Annotated in this window: 17 protein-coding genes; 14 read left to right on the top strand and 3 right to left on the bottom strand. The window is 60.5% G+C overall.

Annotation, left to right across the window (positions count from 1 at the left end; translation table 11 throughout):
- Nucleotides 1-9: 9 nt before the first annotated feature.
- The 7 genes from HMPREF0326_RS13085 (at nucleotide 10) to HMPREF0326_RS13055 (ending at nucleotide 9,903) form a co-directional block, all read left to right on the top strand.
- On the top strand, nucleotides 10-1,236 hold the full coding sequence (locus tag HMPREF0326_RS13085; protein ID WP_035073596.1) for a lipoprotein-releasing ABC transporter permease subunit: 1,227 nt from the start codon (nucleotides 10-12) through the stop codon (nucleotides 1,234-1,236).
- Between the two features lie 2 nt (nucleotides 1,237-1,238).
- The gene (locus HMPREF0326_RS13080) at nucleotides 1,239-1,925 is read left to right on the top strand and encodes an ABC transporter ATP-binding protein (RefSeq protein WP_008685889.1); all 687 of its coding nucleotides are present in this window, start codon (nucleotides 1,239-1,241) and stop codon (nucleotides 1,923-1,925) included.
- On the top strand, nucleotides 1,906-4,680 hold the full coding sequence (bamA, locus tag HMPREF0326_RS13075; protein ID WP_009301968.1) for an outer membrane protein assembly factor BamA: 2,775 nt from the start codon (nucleotides 1,906-1,908) through the stop codon (nucleotides 4,678-4,680). Before HMPREF0326_RS13080 ends, bamA begins: the two co-directional genes overlap by 20 nt.
- 240 nt (nucleotides 4,681-4,920) lie before the next feature.
- Nucleotides 4,921-7,332: an N-acetylmuramoyl-L-alanine amidase gene (locus tag HMPREF0326_RS13070; RefSeq protein WP_008685894.1), complete on the top strand. Its 2,412-nt coding sequence runs from the start codon at nucleotides 4,921-4,923 to the stop codon at nucleotides 7,330-7,332.
- A 193-nt stretch (nucleotides 7,333-7,525) separates the two neighbouring features.
- Nucleotides 7,526-8,071, top strand: a complete 546-nt coding sequence (locus HMPREF0326_RS13065) for an OmpH family outer membrane protein (RefSeq protein WP_008685895.1) — start codon at nucleotides 7,526-7,528, stop codon at nucleotides 8,069-8,071.
- 247 nt (nucleotides 8,072-8,318) lie between these two features.
- Entirely contained in the window at nucleotides 8,319-8,786 is a 468-nt protein-coding gene (gene fabZ / locus HMPREF0326_RS13060) for a 3-hydroxyacyl-ACP dehydratase FabZ (protein WP_008685896.1), read from the top strand.
- 1 nt (nucleotide 8,787) lies between these two features.
- Nucleotides 8,788-9,903 carry a glycosyltransferase gene (locus HMPREF0326_RS13055; RefSeq protein ID WP_008685897.1) on the top strand — a complete coding sequence of 372 codons (1,116 nt, stop codon included), beginning with the start codon at nucleotides 8,788-8,790 and terminating at the stop codon, nucleotides 9,901-9,903.
- Here HMPREF0326_RS13055 and wbaP read toward each other — a convergent pair.
- Nucleotides 9,897-11,297 (bottom strand): undecaprenyl-phosphate galactose phosphotransferase WbaP, encoded by a 1,401-nt coding sequence (gene wbaP / locus HMPREF0326_RS13050; RefSeq protein ID WP_008685898.1) that lies wholly within the window; start codon nucleotides 11,295-11,297, stop codon nucleotides 9,897-9,899. The genes HMPREF0326_RS13055 and wbaP overlap by 7 nt on opposite strands.
- 321 nt (nucleotides 11,298-11,618) lie before the next feature.
- Between wbaP and HMPREF0326_RS13040 the strand changes: the two genes are divergently transcribed.
- The 4 genes from HMPREF0326_RS13040 (at nucleotide 11,619) to HMPREF0326_RS13025 (ending at nucleotide 14,834) form a co-directional block, all read left to right on the top strand.
- The gene (locus HMPREF0326_RS13040; RefSeq protein ID WP_008685900.1) at nucleotides 11,619-12,362 is read left to right on the top strand and encodes an ABC transporter substrate-binding protein; all 744 of its coding nucleotides are present in this window, start codon (nucleotides 11,619-11,621) and stop codon (nucleotides 12,360-12,362) included.
- Between the two features lie 138 nt (nucleotides 12,363-12,500).
- Nucleotides 12,501-13,193, top strand: coding sequence for an amino acid ABC transporter permease (locus HMPREF0326_RS13035; RefSeq protein ID WP_008685901.1), 693 nt, complete (start codon nucleotides 12,501-12,503; stop codon nucleotides 13,191-13,193).
- 3 nt (nucleotides 13,194-13,196) lie between these two features.
- Nucleotides 13,197-13,955: an amino acid ABC transporter ATP-binding protein gene (locus HMPREF0326_RS13030; RefSeq protein ID WP_008685902.1), complete on the top strand. Its 759-nt coding sequence runs from the start codon at nucleotides 13,197-13,199 to the stop codon at nucleotides 13,953-13,955.
- Between the two features lie 210 nt (nucleotides 13,956-14,165).
- Nucleotides 14,166-14,834 (top strand): amino acid ABC transporter permease, encoded by a 669-nt coding sequence (locus HMPREF0326_RS13025; RefSeq protein WP_008685903.1) that lies wholly within the window; start codon nucleotides 14,166-14,168, stop codon nucleotides 14,832-14,834.
- Nucleotides 14,835-14,981: 147 nt separating this feature from the next.
- Here the strand turns inward: HMPREF0326_RS13025 and HMPREF0326_RS13020 are convergent, their stop codons facing one another.
- Nucleotides 14,982-15,326: a DVU0772 family protein gene (locus HMPREF0326_RS13020; protein ID WP_008685904.1), complete on the bottom strand. Its 345-nt coding sequence runs from the start codon at nucleotides 15,324-15,326 to the stop codon at nucleotides 14,982-14,984.
- A gap of 207 nt (nucleotides 15,327-15,533) precedes the next feature.
- Nucleotides 15,534-18,284, bottom strand: coding sequence for a hypothetical protein (locus HMPREF0326_RS13015; protein WP_008685905.1), 2,751 nt, complete (start codon nucleotides 18,282-18,284; stop codon nucleotides 15,534-15,536).
- Between the two features lie 78 nt (nucleotides 18,285-18,362).
- Between HMPREF0326_RS13015 and HMPREF0326_RS13010 the strand changes: the two genes are divergently transcribed.
- The 3 genes from HMPREF0326_RS13010 (at nucleotide 18,363) to HMPREF0326_RS13000 (ending at nucleotide 24,290) form a co-directional block, all read left to right on the top strand.
- Nucleotides 18,363-18,728: a molybdenum cofactor biosynthesis protein MoaE gene (locus tag HMPREF0326_RS13010; RefSeq protein WP_008685906.1), complete on the top strand. Its 366-nt coding sequence runs from the start codon at nucleotides 18,363-18,365 to the stop codon at nucleotides 18,726-18,728.
- Nucleotides 18,729-19,629: 901 nt separating this feature from the next.
- Nucleotides 19,630-21,369 (top strand): HAMP domain-containing methyl-accepting chemotaxis protein, encoded by a 1,740-nt coding sequence (locus HMPREF0326_RS13005; protein WP_020990613.1) that lies wholly within the window; start codon nucleotides 19,630-19,632, stop codon nucleotides 21,367-21,369.
- 800 nt (nucleotides 21,370-22,169) lie between these two features.
- A complete protein-coding gene (locus HMPREF0326_RS13000; RefSeq protein ID WP_020990612.1) occupies nucleotides 22,170-24,290 on the top strand; it encodes a methyl-accepting chemotaxis protein in 2,121 nt (706 codons plus the stop codon).
- Nucleotides 24,291-24,736 lie beyond the last annotated feature (446 nt).

Raw genomic sequence — 24,736 nt, 5'->3', positions numbered from 1 at the left:
ATGCCGCAAATGTCCTTTGAACTCTTTGTGGCCCTGCGCTACCTCTTTTCACGGCGCAAGCAGACTTTTATCTACATCATCTCCCTGATGTCCATTCTGGGAGTGGCTATCGGCGTGGGCGCGCTGGTAGTGGTTCTGGGCGTGTACAACGGCCTGACCACGGACATGCGCGACAAGATCCTGGGCGCCAACGCCCACGCCATTGTCATGTCCTATGTGCCCTCGGCTTTTGAGCACGACCAGGACCTGACCCAACGCATCCGCTCGGTGGACGGCGTCACCGGCGCAACGCCCTTTATTTACACCGAAGTGATGCTTTCCGCGGGCGGCGGCGTCAAGGGCGTGGTGCTGCGCGGCATCGACCCGGCCAGCGCGCCCGAGGTGCTCTCCCTGCTGCACCAGATGCGTTCCGGTTCGCCGGAGGATCTGCAAAAAGAGGGCACGCCGGGCATCATCATCGGCGAGGAGCTGGCCCGCCGCCTGGGCTTGGCCGCAGGCAGCCGGGTCAATCTGCTCTCCCCTTCAGGCCAGAAGACCGCCTCCGGCTATTCCCCGCGCATCCGGCCTTTTGAGGTCGTGGGCATCTTCAAGACCGGCATGTTCGAGTACGATTCCTCCCTGGCTTTCGTCACCCTGAACGCCGCCCGCGACGTGCTGGGCCTGCCGCCGGGCTTCCTCTCGGGCATTGAAATCACGGTCAGGGACGTCTTCAAGGCCGATCAGGTCGCCGCGCGCCTGTCCACGGAACTGGGTTCGCCTTTCTACGTGCGCACCTGGATGGAAATGAACGCCAACCTCTTCGCGGCCCTCAAGCTCGAAAAGGTCGGCATGTTCATTCTGCTGGCCATGGTGGTGTTGATCGGCTCTTTCTCCATCGTCACCACCCTGGTCATGCTGGTCATGGAAAAAACCCGCGACATCGCCATCATGATGTCCATGGGGGCCACGCGCGGCATGATCCGCCGCATCTTCATGCTTCAGGGCACTATCATCGGCGTCATCGGCACGCTGCTGGGCTATGTTTTCGGCCTGAGTCTGGGCTGGCTGCTCAAACGCTACCAGTTCATCAAACTGCCTGAAAACGTCTACACCCTGGACCATCTGCCCATCATCATCACGGTTTCCGATGTGCTCATCGTAGGGGCCAGCGCCATGCTGCTCTGTTTTCTGGCCACTCTTTATCCGGCGCGCCAGGCCGCCCGCCTCGAACCGGCCGAAGCCCTGCGCTACGAATAATCATGTCCGAGCTCTACAAATTTTCTGACGTGGGAAAAAAATTTTCCGGGCCTGGAGAAAATCTTGAAATTTTCAAGAATATCAATTTGATTGTGGAAGAAGGCGAAGCCCTGGCCATTGTGGGGGCTTCCGGTTCCGGCAAGTCCACCCTCTTGCATCTTATGGGGGCTCTTGATACTCCAAGCACGGGCGTTGTGGCCTTTGACGGCCGGGATATGGCCCTGATGAGCCCGGACCGGAAAGCAGCTTTCCGCAATAAAACCCTAGGCTTTGTTTTTCAGTTCCATCACCTCCTGCCGGAATTTTCGGCACTGGAAAACGTGTCCATGCCCGCCCTCATCGGCGGCGCGCGCCGGGCCGCCGTATTGCTCGAAGCCCGCGCCATGCTGGAGCGGGTAGGCTTGGCCGCCCGCGCGGACAGCAAGATTGCCACCCTGTCAGGCGGCGAACGCCAGCGGGTAGCCATCGCCCGCGCGGTCCTGTTGCGGCCGCGCGTCCTTCTGGCCGACGAACCTACAGGCAATCTGGATGAAATCAGCGGCGCCCAGGTGGGGGATCTGCTGCAGGAACTCAACCGCGAACTGGGCATGACCCTGGTAGTGGTGACGCATAATCTGGAATTGGCCGCCAGAATGGACCGCGGCCTGGAACTTAGAGCGGGGGCTCTGTATGAGAAGTCTTTTGCATAGTGTGCTGTTCAGGGCCGTGTGCCTTGCCGCCCTGGCCTGCGCCTTACAGGCGCTGTCCGCCCAGAATGTCATGGCGGCCAAGGCCGGGCAGCCCCTGGTTCTGGTGCTGCCCTTCCAGGTCAATGCCGGGCCGGAGATGCCCGATGCCTCCCGCGATGTGCCGCAGCTCATCGTCAGCCAGCTGGAACAGAACGGCCTCAAGGCCGTGCCTATGAACCGGGCCCGCGCCCTGTTCGAACGCAGCGGCGACAACAGCATCGACCTGGCCACGGCCCGCCGCCTTGGGCGCCAGGCCGGCGCCAAACTGGTCATTTACGGCAGCTTCAATCAATTGGGAGACGGCTTCACCATGGACACCCGCCTGGTGCCCGTGGAGCAGGGCGAAGCCGTGCCCGCCGGTTTTGAGCGCAATTCCCTGGTGGCTCTGAGCGAGTGCGCCACGGCCGTGGCCGGGCGCGCTTCGGACATGCTGGGCGCCGCCGCGCCCGCCGCTCCGGCCCCGCAGGCCGACAACGGCCCCGGCTTCGTGCCCATGCACTCCCCGGCGGCCGCCGGTGACGGCCTGGCCGACGTGCAGGTGCGCGGCATGAAGATCATGGACCCGGACACCGTGCTCATGCGCCTGACCATCCGCAAGGGCGACAAGCCGGACGCCAACGCCATCAACGAAGAAGTCAAACGCATCTGGGACATGGGCTATTTCAGCGACGTGCAGGCCTCCATGGAAGGCAGCGTCCTGGTTTTCACCGTGGTGGAAAAGCCGCGCATCGACAATATCGTGGTGGAAGGCTCCAAGGATATCGACCAGGAAGACGTGCTGGCCGCCATGGGCACCAAGTCCGGCAGCGTGCTCAACGAGCAGATGCTTTCCGACGATTTGCAGAAAATCACCGAACTCTACCGCAAGGAAGGCTATTACCTGGCCAAGGCCACCTATCGCCTGGAAGACCGGCAGGGCGGCCGGGGCGCGGTGCTGGTCATCTCCGTGGACGAGGGCAACAAGCTCTATATCAAGGAAGTGAAGATCGAGGGCCTCAAGGAACTCAAGCAGGGCGACATGGACAAGTACATGGCGCTCAAGCCCCGCAACATCTTCTCCTGGTTCACGGGCAGCGGCGTGCTCAAGGATGAATACCTGGAGCGCGACACCAACGCCATTGCCGCCTACGGCCTGAACGAAGGCTTCATCGACATGCAGGTTTCCGCGCCGCAGGTGGACTATAAGCCCGACGGCATCTACATCACCTTCACCGTGCACGAGGGCCCTCGCTATACCGTGCGTAACGTGAAATTCGCCGGCGACGTCATCGACAGCGAAGACAACATGCTCAAGGTGGTGCAGATGGACGATTGGGAGAAGTCCAACAAATACTTCTCCCTGACGGTCATGCAGGAAGACTCCAAGCGCCTGACGGACTACTACGCCGATTACGGCTACGCCTTCGCAGAAGTGGACACCAAGCTGATGAAGGCCGACGACGGCAGCGCCCAGGTGGACGTGGGCTATCTGATCAACAAAAAGCAGAAGGTCTTCATCCGCCGTCTCACGGTGGAAGGCAACACCAAGACCCGCGACAACGTCATTCTGCGCGAAATGCGCCTGGGCGACGGCGATATGTACGAGGGTGCCAAACTGCGCCGCTCCAGCGAACGCCTGAACCGCCTGCGTTACTTCTCCGCCGTGGACACGGAGCTGATTCCCACAGGCAATGAGGACGAGGTGGACCTCAAGGTCAAGGTCAAGGAAACCAACACCGGCGCCATCATGGGCGGCATCGGCTACTCGACCTATTATGACGTGGGCGTCACCGCCTCCATCATGGAGCGCAATCTCTTCGGCCGGGGCTACTGGCTCCAGTTGCAGGGTTTCTTCTCCTGGCGGCGCACCACGGGCATGCTGTCCTTCACCAACCCCCGCGTCTACGACACGGACCTTTCCCTGGGCAACGACCTCTATTACACGCACGATTACTGGGACGACTTCACCAAGGACACTGTCGGCGACACCATCCGGGCCTCCTATCCCATCGGCGAATACACCTCCGTGGGCCTGGCCTACCGCCTGGAGCGCTACGAGCTGTATGACGTGCACAGCGACGCCTCGCCGTATATCAGCGACTACAAGGGCGTGAACTGGACCAGCGCCCTTTCCGGCCGCATCCTGCGCGACACCACCGACGCCAAGGACCGCCCCACCAAGGGCACCATCACCCGTCTTTGGGCGGAATACGGCGGCGGCGGCCTGGGCGGCACGGACAACTTCGTCAAGGCCGTGGCCGACTGGCAGGGCTTCTGGTCCTTCAATCCCCAGAACACCTTCCATGTGCGCACCCGTCTGGGCGGCGTGTTCCAGAACACCGACGACCCGGTGCCCGTGTTTGAACGCTTCTGGTTGGGCGGCATGGACACCATCCGCGGCTATTCCTACTCCGATCTTTCGCCCCGCGACTACAAGTACAAGGGCGAACAGATCGGCGGCGACCGCATGGGCGTGTTGAATGTGGAATATATCTGGACCTTCCAGAAGGATATGGGCCTGGCCTTGGTGCCCTTCTTTGACGGCGGCTTCAACATCGACCAGAAGACCATGGGCAACGACCTGGACAAATATCTGGTGGCCTCCGCCGGTCTGGAGCTGCGCTGGCGTTCGCCCATGGGCGATCTGCGCATCGCCTACGGCATCCCCCTGGTACAGGATTACGACAAGGAAATGGAATCGGGAAGGCTTGAGTTCAGCATGGGCCAGTTCTTCTAGAGCATTTTGCGCTTGTTCGAAATATATGGTCTGAAAAGCCGCCGCGAAATTCGCGGCGGCTTTTCTATTGGCACAAAATCTGCAATAATTTTTCAACGGCGGGCTTCGCCCATGTCGCCGCAGGTCGGCAAGCCCTTAAGTACTGACGCCGGGCGGCCGATAACATAACCAGTCCGGCTTACGCCGGTGTCGGAAAACCGACGGACAACAGCGCACTCTCTCAGGGAACGGAAAAAAACAGTGGCCGGAAAAAGTAAGCAACATAAACAGACGGACAAAGCCCTGGTCAGGCGGCTCGCGCCGCCGCTGGCCTTTTTGCTGGCGCTCTGTCTGCTGGTTATCTGTTGCTATGATGCCGGTTACAGTGCGCTGCCGCCCACGGAAAAACGCTATGCCGCCGCCAAGGCGGATATTGCCAATCTCAAACTGGACGACAAGAAAGGCAATCTGCGAGAACCGTGGGAAAAACTGGCTACGGAATTCCGGGCCATTTACGATACGGATCCGGCTTGGCCCAACCGCCCGGCCGCGTTGTTCCGGGCCGCCGAAAGCCTGGAGGAGCTGGCAAAACGCTCCTTCGCCAAAGCGGACGCCCGCAAGGCCATAGAATGTTATGAATCCCTGGCCCTGCGCCATGCCGATAGCCGCCTGGCCGACGACGCCCTGTTCCGCGCGGCGCGGATGCGCGCGGCCTGGCTCAAGGACGACAAGGGCGCGCTGGCTTTGCTGACCCGGATCAAGAGCCAGTACCCCAAGGGAGATATGCTGCCCGAAGCCCTGGCTCTGGAAAAGGCCCTCAAGGCCTCGGCCAGCGGCCGCACCGCGCCGGAGGCCCGCCAGGTGGCGGCTGCGGACAGGAAGGAAGCGGTGGAGGATCAGCCTGCCGCGCCGGAAAAATTTTCCTCCCCGCAGGTTTCTGTCCAGCCTGCTGTTTCGCCAGCTGTTCCGGAAGGCCAGCTGTTGCCCCGCTATCGCGCGGCCAAGGCCCGCATGGAAGCCCTCCGGGCGGACAAGGTCAAATCCTGCTGGCGTCAGCCCTGGGAAGAACTGCAGGCCGAGTTCCAACGCATCTATGAAAGCCGTAAGAACTGGGCTGTGGCACCCGGCGCGCTGTTCCGTTCCGCCGCGAGCCAGGAAGCTCTGGCCGACTGTTCCCATCTGTCAGGCGATTACCGCCGTGCTTTGGAACTCTATTTGTCCCTGACCCGCGAATTTCCCAAGAGTGCGCTGGCCGACGACGCCTTGCTGTGCGCGGCCCGAATCCAGAGCACGCGCCTGGGCAAAACCAGTGAAGGTCTCGCCCTGCTGGACGAAATCGCCGCCAATTACCCGCGCGGCGACATGGCTGCGGAGGCCCGCAGCCTGCGGGCCCAGTGGAGGGGCACTCTGGCGGACGCCGAGAATACAGGGGCCGGAGCGGGTGCAGGGCGCGCGGATTCAGCCTCAAAGGCCGCGTCCCGGCCTGAGACGCCGGAAGTGCAGGTGCTTTCCTGGGATTCCCTGAACAAAAACAGCGTGGAAATCGTTCTGGAAATGAGCGGCCCCACGCGCTATTCCACGCGTCTGGTCAAGGCCCAGAAAGGCGCTCCGGCCCGGCTGTATCTGGATTTGGAGAATGCCGCCGTGGTCAGTGACGTGCGCAAGGGCGTCACGGTGCGCGGCAGCCTTTTGCAGGCCGTGCGCGTGCGCGAGCGCAAGGAAGGCGGGGCCAGCCTTCAGTTCGATTTCCGCGAGGTGCGGCGTTTCGATGCACGCATAGAGGATGACCCGTGCCGCATCGTGCTCAGCGTGGCCGCGGGCAAGACCCCTCTGCCGCGCAAGGCCGGAGCGGCGGCGGCCTTTGCCGCCGGCGAGGAAGACGCGCCCGCGCCGCGCGCGTCCAAAGCCGGCGTCAAGAGCCGCCAAGTCAGCGACATGGCCAGCCAGCTCGGCCTGACCGTGCATACGGTGTTCATCGACGCCGGACACGGCGGCCGGGATCCGGGCACCAGCCACAACAAGGTGCTGGAACGCCTGATTACCTTGGACGTAGCCATGAGTCTGGGCCGTCTGCTGGAGGCCAACGGCCTGGAAGTCGTCTACAGCCGTACCCGCGACACGGCAGTCTCCCTGAGCGAGCGTACGCGCAGGGCCAATGCGGCGCGCGCCGACCTTTTTGTCTCGGTGCATGTCAATGCCAGCGAAGATCCACGGGTCAGCGGCATGGAAACCTATTATCTGGACCTGGCCAGCAACCCGCAGGCCGCGCGTGTGGCCGCGCTGGAAAACGCGGGCAGCGATCATCGCCTCGGCGACATGCAGAACATGCTGGCCGACGTCATGCTCAACGCCCGGGTGGAGGAGTCACGCCGCCTGGCCGGGGACATCCAGCGCCTGTCCATGTTCCGCCTGAAACGGCGGGAATTCACGGTCAGGAACAACGGCGTCAAGGCCGCGCCCTTCCATGTGCTGCTCGGCGCGCAAATGCCCGCCGTGCTGGTGGAGCTGGGTTACTGCACCAATCCGGCCGAGGCCCGCAACCTGGCTGACCCTAAATATCGTCACGCCCTGGCCGAAGGGCTGGCCGAGGGTATCCTGGCTTACAAAGATCGCCTTCTCAAGCGCCAGACCGCGCAGAATTCCTTGACGCCCAACGGCCCCGGTGCTATGTGAAGTCCGTGTTTCACAGTTGCGCCGCGAGCATCACAAAGCCGCGCGCAACAAGCGGACCGGGCTTTTTTTGCGCTCTCTCGTGTTTGCATCGGCCCGTCCGGAATAATTTTAGAGACGAGCTTCTTACGGCGCGTGGGCATACCTGTTCCGCAAGGGCGGCATAAAATTCAGCAATTGGGGAAGGAGAACTTTCATGCGTAATGTTGTGTTGATGACCCTTGCGGCTTGTCTGCTGCTGGCCGGAGCGGCTTTCGCCGCTGATGAAAACGCCGTGCCCGCGGCTAAAATCGGCGTGGTGGACATGCAGACTGTAGCCACGCAGAGCGAGCCCGCCCAGGCCGCCAAAAAACAGATGGAATCCAAATACGGCAAGGAGCGCCAGAGCTTGGAAAAACAGGGCGAAGCGCTGAAGAAAAAGGCTGAAGACCTGAAGAATCCCAAAGCCAGTGAGGAAAAGAAGCTGGCCTTTATCCGCGCCAAGCAGGAACTGGATCAAAAGACCCGCAATTTCCTGCGCAAGGTGGAACAGGACGAGGTTAAGCTGCGCCAGGACATGGTTACCCTGGTGTTCAGCGCCACCTATGAAGTGGCCCGGGCCAAGGGCTTCAATTTCGTGGTGGACGTCACGGCCGGCGGCGTGCTCTATGCCGATCAGTCCATGGACCTGACCCAGGACGTGCTGGCCGAGGTGAACAAGCTGTATAAGGCCGGTGGTCCCAAAAAGGACGACAAGAAGTAAGCGCCGGACATTTTTCGTCGCAAAGCCTCTCGACCCTGACGGGGCGAGAGGCTTTTTTTCTACAGCATTTTACGTTTGAAATCTTACACATTTCAAACTCTACGCCGCCCGCGTGCTGCGGAAAAACGCGGTTTTTCCTTGCGCTTGGGCGCGGGTGTCCGCTCACGCGGCCACCAGAGGAATTCACTCATTTCAATCGTGAATTCCTCTACCTTTTCACAGGCGCCGGACGCGCCGGGGAGAACATATGCAGGATACGGTCACTCAGAGCCAGACTATGGATATTCAGCGCATTTTGAGCATTCTGCCCCACCGTTACCCTTTTCTCCTGGTGGACCGGGTGGTGGAATGCGTGCCGGGCTCGCATATCAAGGCTTATAAAAACGTCAGCGTCAACGAACCCTTTTTCCAGGGCCATTTTCCCGGCGTGCCGATCATGCCGGGCGTACTGATCTTGGAGGCCCTGGCCCAGACCGGCGGTCTGCTGGCCGCGGCGGGCATGGGCGACCTCGCGGACAAACTCTTTCTTTTCACCGGCCTGGACGGCGTGAAGTTCCGCCGTCAGGTGGTTCCCGGCGACCGCCTGGACCTGGAATGCTCCAATATGCGCATGAAGCTGAAGCTCTGCAAGATGGAAGCCCGCGCCTTTGTGGACGGCAAGCTGGCCGCCGAGGCCCGGATTACGGCCGCCATCGGCGACAGACCGGGAGCCTGAGATGCGCGTGGCCCTTGTCCACTACTGGCTTGTCGGCATGGCCGGCGGCGAGCGGGTGCTGGAAGCGCTCTGCCGCATGTACCCGCAAGCCGACATTTTCACCCATGTGCTGGACCGCAGGGCCCTTTCCCCGGACATTGCCGGGCACCATATTGAAACAACGTTCATCAACCGTCTGCCCGGCAGCCGGAAGCAGTACCAGCGTTACCTTCCGCTCATGCCTCTGGCACTGGAGCAGCTTGACCTCACGGGCTATGATCTGGTCATTTCCAGCGAGTCCGGCCCGGCCAAGGGCGTGATCACCCGCGCGGACAGCCTGCATGTCTGTTACTGCCACACGCCCATGCGTTACCTCTGGGATACCTGGCCCGACTACATGGCCTCGGCCGGGGCGCTCACCCGTCTGGGCATGCGCCTGCTGCTGCCGGGCCTGCGGCGCTGGGATCTGGCCAGCTCCTTTCGGGTGGACCATTTCGTGGCCAATTCGCGCACTGTGGCCCGGCGCATCCGTAAGCACTGGCGGCGTGAGGCGGCGGTAGTCTACCCGCCGGTGCATATCGCGGCCTTTACCGCGCGTGAGCGGCCGGGCGGGGAGTTTTATCTCTGCCTTGGCCGGTTGACGCATTACAAACGGGTTGATCTGGCGGTCAAGGCCTGTTCGCGGCTGAATCGGCCCTTAGTGGTTGTCGGGAAAGGAGAGGCGCTTAAAGCCCTACAGGCCGAAGCAGCGCCCTGCGTCCGATTTCTGGGCCGTCAGGATGACGTTGCGGTGGCGGACCTGCTGGCCCGCAGCAAAGCCCTGCTTTTCCCCGGCGAAGAGGACTTCGGCATCGTCCCCCTGGAAGCGGCGGCCTCGGGCACGCCCGTACTGGCCTATGGCCGGGGCGGCGCCACGGAAACGGTATGCGACGGCGTTACCGGACTCTTTTTCACGGAACAGAGTGTGGAGGCAGTGGAAGCCGCCATTCTGGAGTTCGAACGCCGGGAGCGGGATTTTGACCCCCAGCTACTGCGCCGTCACGCCGAGAGCTTCGGCGAGGAGCGCTTCAGACAGGAATTCGCGCGGCAGGTGGAACTGGCGTGGGCGGCGCAAAGCCGTCCGCCGGAAATTCAATAAGCGCCATAGCCGGAAAGCACCACCGGCACGGTTCTGCCCAGAATCCACAAATCCATCCAGACCGACCAGTTGTTGATGTAATAGTGGTCGTAGGCCACACGCTCCTCATAGCTGGTGTCGTTGCGGCCCGAAATCTGCCACAGTCCGGTGATGCCGGGCTTGACGCGGCAGTATTCGTCATAGACTTCGCCGTATTTCTCGATTTCCCCGCTCACAATGGGGCGCGGCCCCACAAGGCTCATGCCGCCCAGAACCACATTGATGAGCTGCGGCAGCTCGTCCAGGCTGGTCTTGCGCAGAAAAGCCCCCATGCGGGTGACCCGGGGGTCATGCTTGAGCTTGTGGTCGCGCTCCCATTCCTCACGCAAGGCGGGGTCGCGAGCCAGCCAGTCTTCAAGCACAGCGTCGGCATTGGCCGCCATTGTCCGGAATTTATAGATTTGCAGCGCCCGGCCGCCCTGGCCGATGCGCTGCTGCCGGTACAGGATCGAACCGGGGCTGTCCAGACGGATCAGCAGGCCCAGAATCAGGCCCAGCGGCAGAAGCACAGGCAGGATCAGCAGGCAGAAAAAGAGATCAATACAGCGCTTCATCCGCAAGCGGCGCTTATCATGCAGATTCTGGCGCAAGAGCAGGCCTACCACATTGCCCAGGTCGCGCGGCGTCAGCCAGTAACATTTGAAGTCTTCCCCGAAGGAGGGCACCAGCAGCACCTTGCTGAAATAGCGGTTGACTTCCGTGACGTAATCCAGCACCTGCCCCTGCCCGACCTTTTGCAGAATCAAGGCTATGGCGTTGGGCCAGCGCCGCGCGGCGGTGCCCAGCAGTTCCCGCACGCGCAGCGCATCATCGGGCAGGCCGAAAATTTTCACCGGCATCAGGCCCCGCTCCGGATGGCGTCTGAGGTAGTGCCAGAGATCGCGCCCCCGGTCGCTACGGTCCAGAATGATCAACGGCCTGCCCCACCAGCTTTTCCGGCAGAAGCGGCGGCGGCAGATGCCGCGCAGGGTGGGCAGGGTAAAGATGGTGGCGGCCCAACTGCCCAGAATGACCAAGCGCGAATACAGGTCCCCGGTTTTTGCCAGAAAAAGCGCGGCCAGGATCATGCAATACGTCAGGCTGATCATCAGGAAGAGGGCTTTCAGTTCGCGGTGCGGCGGCAGGCTGATGCTTTGGTACAGGCCCAGGCTTGCGCCGAGCAGCGGCCCCAGCAGCAAAAGCGGCAGCACCCAGCGGTAAAGGATGGAGTCAAGATTGTCAAAAGCCGCACGCAGCAAAAAAACCGCAATGGCCGTGCCCAGCAGGGCCAGGAGGTCGGACAGCACAAGCAGAACTTTCTGCGGCGACAGGCCGAAGCGGCGCAACAGGCGGATGGCGGGAGAAAACTGGGACATGACTGACTTGACCGTAGACGGTAAGAGGCTGGCACAGATCACAGACGCCGTTCGCCACGCTTTGCCTGAAAACACGAGCAGGGCCGCGCCCTTCCAGACGTACTTTCAACATTATATTTTTGTTAGTATAGCCCGCCTCGGCATGGAGCACAAGACCTCCGCACCTCCGCCGCGCGGCGGACAACGTTCCGGCGAAAGCGACCTTGCGTCAGGCGCGCGCTTCTGTTACAAAAAATTCTTGTTTTGCCGGGGTCCGGCCGACGCATACGCGTTCAAGGCCGCAGTCTGTTGTTCTGTCTTCTTTCGAGGGGGAAAATGAGCATGAAAAAATTTTTTGTCTGCGCACTGCTGGCTTCGCTGCTGGCCGCCGTGCCCGCCTTTGCTAAAAAGAGCTACGTAAACGGCATTGACCCCAACTACCCGCCCTTTGCCTACATGGATGAAAAGACCGGCCAGGCCGCCGGTTTTGACGTGGATTCCCTGAACTGGATCGCCAAGACCATGGGCGTGGAAATCACCCATAAACCCATGGCCTGGGACGGCATTATTCCGGCCCTGCTGGCAAAACAGATCGACATGGTCGGCTCCGGCATGAGCATCACGCCGGAACGCTCCAAGATGGTGCAGTTCTCCGATCCCTACTGGACCGTTTCGCGCGTTTTTCTGGTGCCGGCCGATTCCAAGCTGACGCCTGAAGACATCCTGAGCCAGAAGATCAAGCTGGGCGTGCAGCGCGGCACTTCCGAAGCCAACGCCATCAAGCAGGAGCAGCAGGAAAAGGGGTATCCCTTTGAACTGCGCTTCTATGAATCCGCGCCTCTGGCCGTGGAAGACCTGCTCAACGGCCGCATCCAGGCCGCGCTCATGGACGAACTGCCCGCCGACGACGCCATCACCAAGGGCCGCGCCGTGAAAAAGGCCGGCACCCACGGCAAGCCCGACGGCTTCGGCGTGGCTCTGCGCAAGGACGACAAAGAGTTGCGCGCCCTGATCGACGAAGGCTACCGCAAGCTCATGGCCGATCCGTACTGGAAGGAACTGCAGAAAAAGTATCTGAACAAGTAAGCGGAGGCGGCCCGGCCGCCTTCGACATTCGTTCCCGCTTCCTGCCGTGACAACGCGACACGGCGCGGACCGCCGGGCTTTTCCGGCGGTCCGCGTTGCGCGGTGATTTGACTGCAAATTTTCTGCCCGGCGCTGCCCATGAATTCATTGACCGTCGTTTTCAACGCCCTGCCCGCCATCCTGGCCGGAAGTTTCGTGACCATCGGCAACGTGACCGCCTCCTTGGCCATGGGGCTGGTGCTGGGCGTGCCGCTGGCCGTGAGCCAGGTCTACGGCGGCCCGTGGCTGCGTCGGCTGGTGGCGCTGTACGTCTGGTTTTTCCGAGGCGTGCCCATTCTGGTGCTGCTTTTTCTCTGCTACGGCCTGTTCATCAGCCTGGGCCTGCCTGCCGATCCCTTTCTGATCTGCTGTCTGGTGCTCGGCTGTACCAGTACGGCTTATCAGTCCCAGATTTTCCGCGGGGCCATCGAAAGTCTGCCCCAAGGGCAGCTCAAGGCGGCGCGCGCCTTGGGCATGAATGATTTCACGGGCATCCGCTGCATTGTTCTGCCCCAGGCCCTGCGCCTGTCCATCCCCGGCTGGGCCAACGAATTTTCCATTCTGCTCAAGGACTCGGCCATCTGCTACGTCCTGGGCACTCAGGACATCATGGCCCGCACCTCCTTCGTGGCCGCGCGCACCCACGAGCATCTGGCGCTCTACGCCGCGGCGGGTCTGATCTATTTCGTGCTGACGCTGGTGGTGCTCAAGCTGCTGCGCCGCCTGGAAGACAACGTCCATGTGCCGGGCTATTCCACGGGAATGGGCATGGAAGGCATGGGAGCGGGATAAGCCATGTGCGCAGAACAGGAAGTGGTATTGCGGGTTGAGGGTATCTCCAAGCAATTGGGCGGCAGGCCTATTCTGGACAATTGCTCGCTGACGGTCCGCCGGGGCGAGCTCAAGGTGCTTATCGGTCCCTCGGGCGCGGGCAAGAGCACGCTTCTGCAGTGCATCGACTGCCTGATTCCGCCGGATTCCGGTGAAATCTGGCTGGAGGACGAACGCCTGGAGATGCGCGACAAGCGCAAGCTCTGCGCCTTCCGCGCCCAGGTGGGGATGATCTTTCAGGATTTCAATCTCTTCGACCACCTCACGGCCGAGGAAAATGTGGCTATCGCCCTGCGCAAGGTGCGCGGCATGTCCCGCAGGGACGCCAAGGCCCGCGCCCTGGAAGAACTGGGCCGCGTGGGCCTGGCCCGGCGCGCCCTGCTCTACCCGGCCCAGCTTTCGGGCGGCCAGAAGCAGCGCGTTGCCATCGCACGGGCCCTGGCCATGGACCCTAAAGTCATTCTGCTGGACGAGCCCACCTCGGCCCTGGACCCGGAGCTGGTGGGCGAAGTGCTGGCCGTGATCCGGGATCTGGCGCGCGGCGGCATGACCATGATCATGGCTACCCACCAGATGGATTTCGCCCGGGCCCTGGCCACGGAAATCCTGTTCATGGAGCGCGGCAGAATCATTGAACAGGGCATTCCGGACGACCTGCTGGCCGAGGGTTCGGCCACGCGCACCCGTGATTTCTGCGCCCGCCTTCTGGAAATGGGGGCCTAGAGAGATATTACGCCGCCTGCGGCGGCGCGCAGGTCCTTACGGGTTTGCGAATTGTAAACATTCCGAGCATAGGTATGCTCTCAATTTTCGCAGGATCGTCAGCGTAAAAACGTGGTTTTTCGCTGACTCACGGCGGCTGCGCCGCCGCAAAACCCTACTGGTTTTGTGTGTCTGATTTGAAAAATCAGACACTAGCCACCGGGAACACGCATGTTGGATACGGTCTTTTTCAGCCATGAGCTGCTGCCCGCCCTGAACAGGGGGCTGCTGGTCTCCCTTGCCCTGATCATCCCCGCCGGTAGTTTGGGCTTTGTGGGCGGCGTGCTCATCGGCTGCATGCGCACGTTCGGCCCGCGCTGGCTGCGCCGCCTGGGCGACTGGTACACCGCCATCCTGCGCGGCGTGCCCCTGGCCGTGCAATTAATGATGATCTACTACGCCCTGCCCAAGCTGGGCATCTATTTCGCGCCCTACGGCGCGGCCCTGACTTCCTTCATCCTCTGCACGGCAGCCTATCAGTCGGAATACATACGCGGGGCCCTGCTTTCCATCCGCCAGGGACAGATCCGCGCGGCCCAGGCCCTGGGCTTCAGCACCTGGCAGACCGTGGCCTGGATCGTGGTGCCCCAGGCCGCCCGCCGGGCCCTGCCCGGCTGCGGCAACGAGATCATCTATCTGATCAAGTACAGCTCCCTGGCCTATCTGGTGACCTGCATGGAACTGATGGGCGAAGGCAAGGTGGTGGCCTCGGACACCTTCCGCTTCACCGAAGTCTTCATCACCGTGGGTGCCTACTATCTGATCATGGTCACCCTGGCCACCTGGCTGCTGCGCTGGCTGGAAAAACGCTTTCATGTGCCGGGCTTCGGCGCACGCTGACAAAACCGTTCATCACAACAGCCGGCCGCCGGACGGAATGCGCACTTTTGCGGTACGAACCCGACCGACGACCGGCTGTCTGTTGTCGCAATTCAGATGCAATGCCGCTGCGCGGCAACGTCTGGAGCATGTAGCGTTTGAAATGCTCTACTGTTCCAGCTCGCTTTTCAGCCAAGCCTTGATCTTGGGAGTGGGCTCGCTGATGCCGCGCCATGTGCCGTGGGCCTGACGGAAATCCGCCAGCAGGCTGTCCGGCAGAGGCACGCTGATGAGATCGTCGGCCCGCTCGGAATTACGCCGCACCAGCCGCACCACCGGCGGGTCCTGCCAACTGTCCACCACAAAATAATGGGAAACATCCTCTTTGGAGCGCACCGGCGGGTATTCGGCATGCCAGTCGTTGTTGCCCCATTCCAGATACATGGTAACCGCGTGTTCCGGGGTGAGATTCCAATCTATATTGCAGAGCGCGAAATCTTTCAGATCCGGCATAAGAGCCTCCTTGCAACGGAATTTAGAGCATTTAACATTTGAAATGCCTGTTTACGGCGAGCAATGCCCGCCTGCCCGCATTTCGCGGCGAGGATTTGCTGGCAAATCCTCGCAGAGCGGTTGACGCATCGGTATGCGTCAACCGCTCTTATTATCAATAATATTTATTAATAAATTTGGCAAGCCCGGACCCGGCAAGCAGGCGATTCAGTCTTTCATCCGCTCTTTGAGCTGCCGCTGCACTTCCCGATCGCTTTCGGCCCGCTGACTGCGGCGGGCATTTTCCGCCTCGGCCATACGCTGGCGACGGATGCGTTCCAGGCGCATCTGCTGCGCCTTTTCCCGCTGCTCGCGGGCCTGCTCCAGAAGTTTTTCCCGCTTGCGGTCAAAGACCAAGGTGGTGTGCAGGGCCCCGATGCCGATGGCAATGATGGTGATAATGACCGCCAGCACTTTCTGGATGGACCACTGATTTTCGCCCAGCAGATTCTTGAGCCAGCCCAGATAGAGACTGTCGCCCCAGAAGACCACGACGGGCACGCCGATGAAACAGAACAGCAGGCCCACAATCTCCACCCAGATAAAAGTCTTGCCCATGGTCAGGGCGAAAAGCGTGCCGTCGCGTACCATGCGCAGGAACTTGAGGCGCTTTTTCAGATTGCGCAGCAATTCGTTGAGCCGGGGCGTGGTGTCCTGCGCGCGCTTGAAGGTTTCGGCCTCGTTGAAGTTGCAGGCAAAGGCCCAGTTGATGATGCCCGCGCTTTCGTTGAAATCGCTGCTGAAGTCGCGCAGGACAGAGGGGAAGGGGAACCAGGAAGCCTCGTCGCGGATTTCCTGCAACACGTCCAGGTAATACTTGTAGCGGTTGCGCAGCTCCTCCACCTCGCGCTGGATGCTTTCTTCCAGCTCCTTTTCCAGCACCGGGCGCTGCTCCACCACCTGGAGAAACGCAATATAGTTATTAATGTTGCTCAGAGCTTCCAGCTTATGAATCTTGCTTCCGAGCTGCAACTGCACCGGATGGTCCGGCGGAAACCAGTCATTGAGCCGGGCCTCCAGAGCGTTGATTCTGGTCCGCTCATCTTCGGCGTTCTTCTTGGCCTCGGCCCAGAGATCATAGAGCGAGGAAAGGATCAGCAGGCGCCCGCGCTCCAGGCCGGGATCAATGAGCACGCGGTTGAAATAGGAAGGCTCCTCCCGGACCAGCTTGGTGATCTGCTCCAGCACCTGCTCGGCAAAGCCCATTTTGACCCGGCAGACAATGCCCCGGTACTGCACGTCGCGCCATTGGGGCATGACCCGCCAGACCTGGGCATACTGCTCGATGGCCGGGCCGTACTGGCCCTGCTCTTCCGAGAGCCGCCCCTGCAAAAATTCATTCCAGGCCTGAAGCGTGGGGGCCGGGGTCAGGCTGGCCGCTTCGCGGAAGCAGGCCGCCGCATGGCTGAAATCGTTCTTCTCAATGAGCAGAAAAGCCCGCACCATGCGCAGGCGCGGGTCGCGCTGGTGGCGGGTAATGGTCTGGAGTACCTTTTTTTCGAGATCGGACAGTTCGTCGGACGCGGCGCGGGCCAACTGGTCCAGCAGATCCCAGGCCGGGCTGTCGTCGCGGGTGGGCTTTTCCTCGTCCTGGTCCGGCTCGCGCATGCGGTAGAGCCAGTGCCGGGGCACGTTGCGCAACTGGCCCGGACCGTTGATGTCCAGCACGGCCTGCATCAGCAGGGCCGCGTCGTCCTTGCCCTCCAGCAGTTCCTCGTAGCCCTCCACGCTGTCCTGTCCCAGCACCATCTCAATGCGCCGGAAGGCCTCGTTGATGTTTTCCAGGTCCAGGCCCGCCAGCTCGTCCCAGATTTCAGGCCTGCTCGGGAAATAGGTGCGCGTGGGGCACTCCGCCGCCGTATGGCTGGGAATGCCGCAATAAAAGCAGCCCCCGGCCCCGCTGCTGCCCGCGGTAAGCCGCCCGGCCATGAGCAGGGGGATGGAACGGGCGCTGATGCTGTTTTCGTCCAGCAGCACGTTGCACCAGCTGTCCATGCTGGCCTGCTCGCCGGTAAAACGCAGATCGCGCACCGTGAAGCCGTCGCCCAGCAGATAGGCATTGCGGTAACTGATGTACGGGAAATCCGGCATCAGATTATCCCATTGCAGGCCGATTTTCTTGGGAAGGTCGATATTGAAATTGAGATTGTTGCGGTCGGCCACCACGCAGACGCAGGGCCAGTAAGTGCCGGGCTCGTTCTGCTCCTTGTCGAAACTGCGCAGGTAGTCGCGCAAAAAGGTGCGCAGCATCAGCAGGTTGTCCACGGACACCATGACGAAGGTTTCGTGCACGATGGACTTGATCTTGTGCTTTTGCAGCAGCGCCTCGACGCGCTTGAACATGGAGCTCCAGCCGCTCTGAAAGGCCTTGTCCAGGGGGCTGCCCAGAGGGTGCAGAATGGCGAACCAAGCCTGGGTGGAGGAGTACGGCATGCGCACGTCCACCACGGGCGTGGCCCAGTCCACGGAAGCCATGCCCTGGCGGCCCGGACGGCTTTCAAAGGAGATGCCGGGCAGGGCGCTGCGCCCTTCCCGGCTCTTGGGATGCACCCAGACTTCCAGGCTGTCCCTGACCAGCATTTCCTGGGCCCGCAATGCGCCGTCCAGGGAAAGGCCGGCGTCGCGCTTGCTGCTCAGTTGCAGGCGGCCGGGGAAAAGCTCAATGCTGACGGCCAGTTCATTGAAATTGCCCCAGACCATCAGCCGGGCCAGGGCCAGAAAAACGTCGTCGGTGAAGAAGAACCAGAGGGCCTGCTCGCGCTCCTCGCCCACCAGCATGCCGCCGTAGTTGAGCAGGGTCTGGTTCACCGCCGGCGTGAGATTGTTGTGCCAGCAGACCCAGAGCACATGGCCCATGGTGCTCATGTGCACGTCCTTGCCCTCGGGCAGGCGGGCCAGAAGCTGCGATAACTGCGCCATCAATAAAATCCTTTATGGCCGGGCGGCCTGCATATATACTTGCCGCAATCAGCCACTCTTTCAACCAAGGCGGTCTTCATGGATATTAACAAAACTCTTCAGGAACTCAAAGCCCGCCCCGGCTTCACCGAACACGTGGGCATGATGCTCGTGCACAACGGCGTGGTGCGAGGCTGGTCCCGCAAGGACCACGCGCCGGTCAGCGCCGTGCGCGTCAGCCATGACAACGCGAAAATGCGCGAAATCTGCCGCGAGATGGAACAGCGCCCCGGTATTTTCGCCATTGTGGCCCAGGCCGAGGAAGGCCTGCTCAAACCCGGCGACGACCTGCTCTTTCTGGTGGTGGCCGGGGATATCCGCGAGCACGTCAAAGCGACGTTCGCCGAACTGCTGGACCGGATCAAGGCCGAAGCCGTCATCAAACAGGAATACCACGAGGCCTGAGACCGGCGCGTCTTCCCCTCTACCCGTGTTATCGGCCGCTTGCGCCCGGCGATTAGCCGGGCCGCCCGGCTTTTTGCGTTGTTGTGCTTCTTTTTCGGCCCGGAACCGCCGCATCCCGTTACTTACGGCCTGAAAAACACGATATTTCACATCTGAAATCATGAATTATGTCCGGTCGTGTGCGACTTCAGTCATCCACGCCCGGCGTGAGGATGAGATATCCTTTTCGGCGCGCCCTGAAAGACAACGGGGCGCGCTTCGCATTTTTGCATCCCCTGTTGGTTACGAAAAATAAGAAGCAGATTTCAAACCGGATTTAATTTCTTATTTTATAAGATAGTTATAATATGTTAATCTGAGCATCCAGCAATATTCTTTGCGATATTCCTTGATTTTCGTAAATTTTTACAAAATAGTCTCTCCTGCACTAAAGATTATCTTTTTTATCACGATATATAGTGTTAATTACGTATAATTCCCGTAATGGACTCCGAAGCCGGGAGACAGGCGCGAGAAAGAGAATCTGGAAACGGCCTTTGGGCGGGCGAGCCCGAAATGGAACACAGCGCGCTTTGGCCCTGTGATCAAGCCATGGTGAATAGACGTTCGCGTGAGGGAGTGTCATGGGGCAAACAAACAGGCGTCCTCTTCTCTTGAGCCACCACCACACCGGAACTCCCGGCGCGGCTCTTCTTTCCGGCAGTAGAGAGAGAGAGAGAGAGAGAGAGAGAGAGAGAGAGAGAGAGTAGCCGTTTTCTTCGCGGGTAGAGATATTTTCTCCAATGGGAGAAGCCGTCGCCTATGGGTATTTTGCCCATAGGCGACGGCTTCTTTTTTGGCGCTTCTTTTCCCGCCCCAAACGTCTCTGACGTCCCAACCATTTCACCTGGAGGCAGAAAAAATGAAACTGTCGGTAAAAATCGCCGTGAGCATGGGCGCGCTGGCCGCCCTCATGGCTGTTCTGGGCATCTACCTGATTATGCAGATGTCCAAAGTCAATGACGTTGCGACGGAGATGAGCCAACGCCAGATGCCGCTGGTGGAACAGATGGGCGTCATCAATAACGCCGCCTCGGAATACCGCCTGGCCGAAGTGCTGCATATTTACGCCACAGACCCCGCGCGAATGCGGGAGTATGAAAAGCAACAGCAGAAGTGGATGAAAGTCATCGCCGACGGGGTCCAGAAGAGCGAGGCCATGATCGTCAGTCCCCGGACCAGAGAGATTTTCCAGACCTATCTGGCGGCCCGGCAAAAATACCGCGAAGAATCCCAAAAAGTACTTGAACTTTCGCGGGGGCTGCATACGGAACAGGCCGTCACGCTGCTGCTCGGCGAATCCTTCAAGCAGTACAATCTGATGAGCGAGGCTTTGGACAACACCATCAACGCGATCAAGCAACAGGTCAAGCAGGTCAACGATGACGCTGACGTCATGTACGCCAACTCACGGCTGACCGGCATTATCCTGATCGTGGCGGCCATCCTGATTGCCGTCATCCTGACCCTGCTGCTGGTGCGCAATACCATTCGCCAGTTGGGCAAAGACCCCGGCGAACTCAACGGCATCGCCCACCGCGTGGTGGGCGGCGATTACAATATTGACGACGGCGGCAAAAAGCTGGGCGTCTACGGGGCTATTGTGGAAATGGTCAGCGCCCTGAAGCGGAATATTGAAAACGCCCAGCGCGAGTCGGAGAACGCCAGGGAGCAATCCGCCAAAGCCCAGGAAGCCATGGCCCAGGCCGAGGCCGCGAGCAAGGAAGCCCAGGCCAAAACAGAGGCCATGCTGGTGGCCGCCGACAAGCTGGAACAGGTGGGCAGCGTGGTCTCCTCCGCCTCCACCGAGCTTTCCGCCCAGATCGAACAATCCGACCGGGGCGCGGCCGAATCCGCCCAGCGCCTGTCCGAGGCGGCCACGGCCATGAACGAAATGAACGCCACTGTCCAGGAAGTCGCCAAGAACGCCGGTTCCGCCTCCGCCGCTTCCGCCGATACCAAGCAGAAGGCCGAGGCCGGGTCCCAGGTGGTGGAAAAGGCCGTGCAGAGCATCGGGCAAGTCCATCAGATGTCCCTGGAACTCAAGAGCGACATGGTCCAGCTCAACGAGCATGCCCAGGACATCACCCGGATTATGGGCGTGATCTCGGACATCGCGGACCAGACCAACCTTCTGGCGCTGAATGCCGCCATTGAGGCCGCCCGCGCGGGCGAGGCCGGGCGCGGTTTCGCCGTGGTGGCCGACGAAGTGCGCAAGCTGGCGGAAAAAACCATGGCCTCCACCAATGACGTGGGCAACGCCATCAAGGCCATCCAGGAAAGTACGGCCAAGAGCATGGAAGGCGTGGACAATGCCGTGGAACGCATCGGCGAAGCCACGGAGCTTGCCGGGCAATCCGGCGCGGCCCTGGAAGAAATCGTCGCCACCGTTGAAGCCACGGCGGACCAGGTCAATGCCATTGCCACGGCCAGCGAGGAGCAGTCCGCCGCCAGCGAGGAAATCAACCAGTCCATTGTCCAGGTCAACGACATGTCCCGCCAGACCGCCGAGGCCATGGCCGAAGCCGCCAAGGCCGTGTCCGATCTGGCCGCCCAGGCCCAGGGCCTGACCAATCTGATCCAGGAATTGAAAGAAGCATAACAACACTGTTGCGGCCGGGGGCAGCGCATCTTCACCCCGGCCGCACGCGGGCGCGTGTGGACAGTCAGTGCGTGCCCTGCGGCGCACTCTGACGTGGACAGCGGGGTGCGCCGCTCACAGGCCGGGCGTCATTAACGCCCGGTTTCATTTTGGCGGGGTTGTTTTCACGAAATCCAAACAAAAATGTATTCTTAACATATTAAAAAATTTCCCTTGCTTCCGCGTTCAACCCGCGATAAATCGACAAAAAAAGAGCGAGGATTGCGCGGCTTTTGCCGCGTAGTCACGAGCACAGGAAAATTCTCCGGCTTTGGATGGGATCATTATGAATGAGTCATGTATTGCCGGTTTTTTCGTGTGCCTGACGGTCACCTCGGGCCGTGAGCTTTTTTCTCTCTCAAGGCGAGAGAGCCGCAAGCGACGCAAGCCCTCTTCCGTATATTCCTTAAAGGATTGCATTCCCCATGCCGGGGGGATGCAACCCTTTTTTTATTTTACGGCCGGTCTTTTTCACCGGCCGCCACACCGCACCCCGACCACTCTGCAAGGTCAAAAGGAGATGCATGAAGCGGTAATCCTGCCCTCAACAGAAACGGCATGGCAATATTCGTGTTCCGCCAAAACCGCCCACCAAGGCATGCCCGCGCGGACCTGACCCAGGAGTCGGGAGCAAGCCTGAAAACGCCCGGCTGTGCGTGAGAAAGCGCGGCGTCCAGCGGGAACGCCGCCGACGCTGTTTTTTCTCTCCGCGCCGTCCGTGCCGTACCGCGAAGAACGACTTCGCAACTCGGGGAATTTCAATGAAAAATTGTAAAATCTGGCTGAAAATGGCCTTGGGCCTCGGCACGATCATTACGTTGATCGTCGTGCTCAGCGTCCTCTCATCATCCCTGCTGGGACAGGTGGATGACCAACTGCAAAACATCACAGAGGAATATCTGCCCCAGCAGAATATCGCCGCCAAACTCAACGACGATATCAAGCTCATTCCGTCGCTGATGAACGAATACCTGCTCTCCGGCCAGAATGAGCCCTATGCCAGGCTGGGGAGCGTGTTCGCCGACGTGCGCAAAAATTTTGCCGACATGGAGGCCCTGCTGGCGAAATATCCGCACCTGAACGCCGGGCGCACTGTTCAGGCCCAGGCATCTTACGAACGGTTGGAAAAAACCCTCCGGGATTCGCACGACACCAATGAGACCTTCATAGGCCTGCGCGCTTCGCTGGAAGCCGCGGAATCCGGCGTGCTCAAGCTCGTGGAAGAATTCGTCAGCGTACAGAGCGCGGTACAGAACAAGGGCCTGGAAGAGCAGAACCTCTCGGAACTCCTCAGGGTGACGCCTCTGATCCGGGAGGCCAACGGCATCCTGGACGATGTCAACATCATCCGCGCGAGCATGCTGCGCGGCCTCGCCGATGGAAACCGGAGCTATTCCCTGGACAATGTGTCCGCGAGATTCCCGACCCTGCTCAAACGCGTGGACGAACTGGCGGCGCGACTCATCTATCCCAAGCCGCAGGAGATATTGAAGCAGGCGCGTGCCGGTATTGTGGATTTCCGGGAAGTGCAGAACAAAATGCAGACCCTCTGGGCTCAGCAGGAAGAACTGACCAAGGCGCGCGGTCCGGCCCGTGAAGAAGCGCTGCGGCTTATCGGCGAGATCGCCGACACCGCCGCCTCCCTCCAGAACAAGGCCCTGGAGCGGGTTTCCACAGCCGCGGGCAATGCGTCGCGGGTAACCCTGATCATCTGCCTCGTCACCCTGCTGCTCACCCTGGGCATCGGCATTGCCCTGACCCGTTCCATCACCAGGCCCGTGGCCCAAGCCCTGCGCTTCGCCCAGGACGTGGCCGGGGGGCGCCTGGATCAGCGCCTGGCGTTGGACCGAGGAGATGAAATCGGCCAGCTCTCCGTGGCCCTGGACAGTATGGTCGATGCCCTGAACGAAAAGATCAACGACGCCGAGAAAAAATCCCAGGAAGCCGAGGAGCAGTCCCGGAAGGCCCTGGAAGCCATGCGCCAGGCCGAAAAAGCCGGGCAGGAGGCACGGACCAAAAGCCAGGCCATGCTGGTGGCCGCCGACAAACTGGAAACCGTGGGCAATGTGGTTTCCTCCGCTTCCACCCAGCTTTCCGCCCAGATCGAACAGTCCGACCAGGGTGCGAGCGAGGCCGCGCAACGCCTGGCAGAAGCGGCCACGGCCATGAATGAAATGAACGCCACTGTCCAGGAAGTCGCCAAAAACGCGGGGGCGGCCTCCACGGCCTCGGCCGAAACCAAGGAAAAAGCCGAGGCCGGAGCCCAGGTGGTGGAAAAGGCCGTGCAGAGCATCGGGCAGGTCCATCAGATGTCCCTGGAACTCAAGAGCGATATGGCCCAACTCAACGCGCACGCCCAGGACATCACCAGGATTATGGCCGTGATCTCGGACATCGCGGACCAGACAAACCTGCTGGCCCTGAACGCGGCCATTGAGGCGGCCCGCGCGGGCGAGGCCGGGCGCGGCTTTGCCGTGGTGGCCGACGAGGTGCGCAAACTGGCTGAAAAGACCATGGCTTCCACCAATGACGTAGGCAATGCCATCAAGGCCATCCAGGAGAGCACGGCCAAAAGCATGGGCGGCGTGGACCAGGCCGTGGAGCGCATCGGCGAAGCCACGGAACTTGCCGGCCGCTCCGGCCAGGCTCTGGAGGAGATAGTGTCAACCGTGGAACTCACAGCTGACCAGGTCAACGCCATTGCCACGGCCAGCGAGGAACAGTCCGCCGCTTCCGAAGAGATCAACCACTCCATCGTCCAGGTCAACGACATGGCTAAACAGACCGCCGAGGCTATGGCCGAAGCCGCCAGAGCCGTATCCGATCTGGCCGCCCAGACCCAGGATCTCACGGAGCTGATCCGGGAACTGAAAGCGGCGTAATCAAAACCTTGCAGCCGGAGCATCGCCTCCCTTCCGGCTGTGAGCATGCGCGTGTGACTAACGCGTGCGGCGCACCTCATGGACATTGGGGTGCGCCTTTTATTTTCCACAAATTATGTTTTAACGTAAAAATACTGGATAGAAATGCTGTAAAATAAAAATACGCGTACTTTAGTAAAAATTTTGCATAATAATGACATTTTTTTATTTTACTATGACATCTATTGATTAAAAAAAATTTATGCACGATAATTTTTCAAAATACTAATGTTAGTGTTTTTTCTTCCGATATACACAGGCATAGCTGTAAATTACGTTTCTAGAAAACGTAGCAGTTTTATGCATGCTGCCTTTAAATGCATAAATCGATATTTTCTCTCGTAAGTCATGTTGCATGAATTCCACTTGAGGGTTGGTGGAATATAATGAAGCGGATAACAGGACAT

This window comes from Desulfovibrio sp. 3_1_syn3, from assembly GCF_000145315.2.
GTDB lineage: Bacteria > Desulfobacterota > Desulfovibrionia > Desulfovibrionales > Desulfovibrionaceae > Desulfovibrio > Desulfovibrio fairfieldensis.
This window is presented reverse-complemented; position numbering and strand designations above follow the sequence as displayed.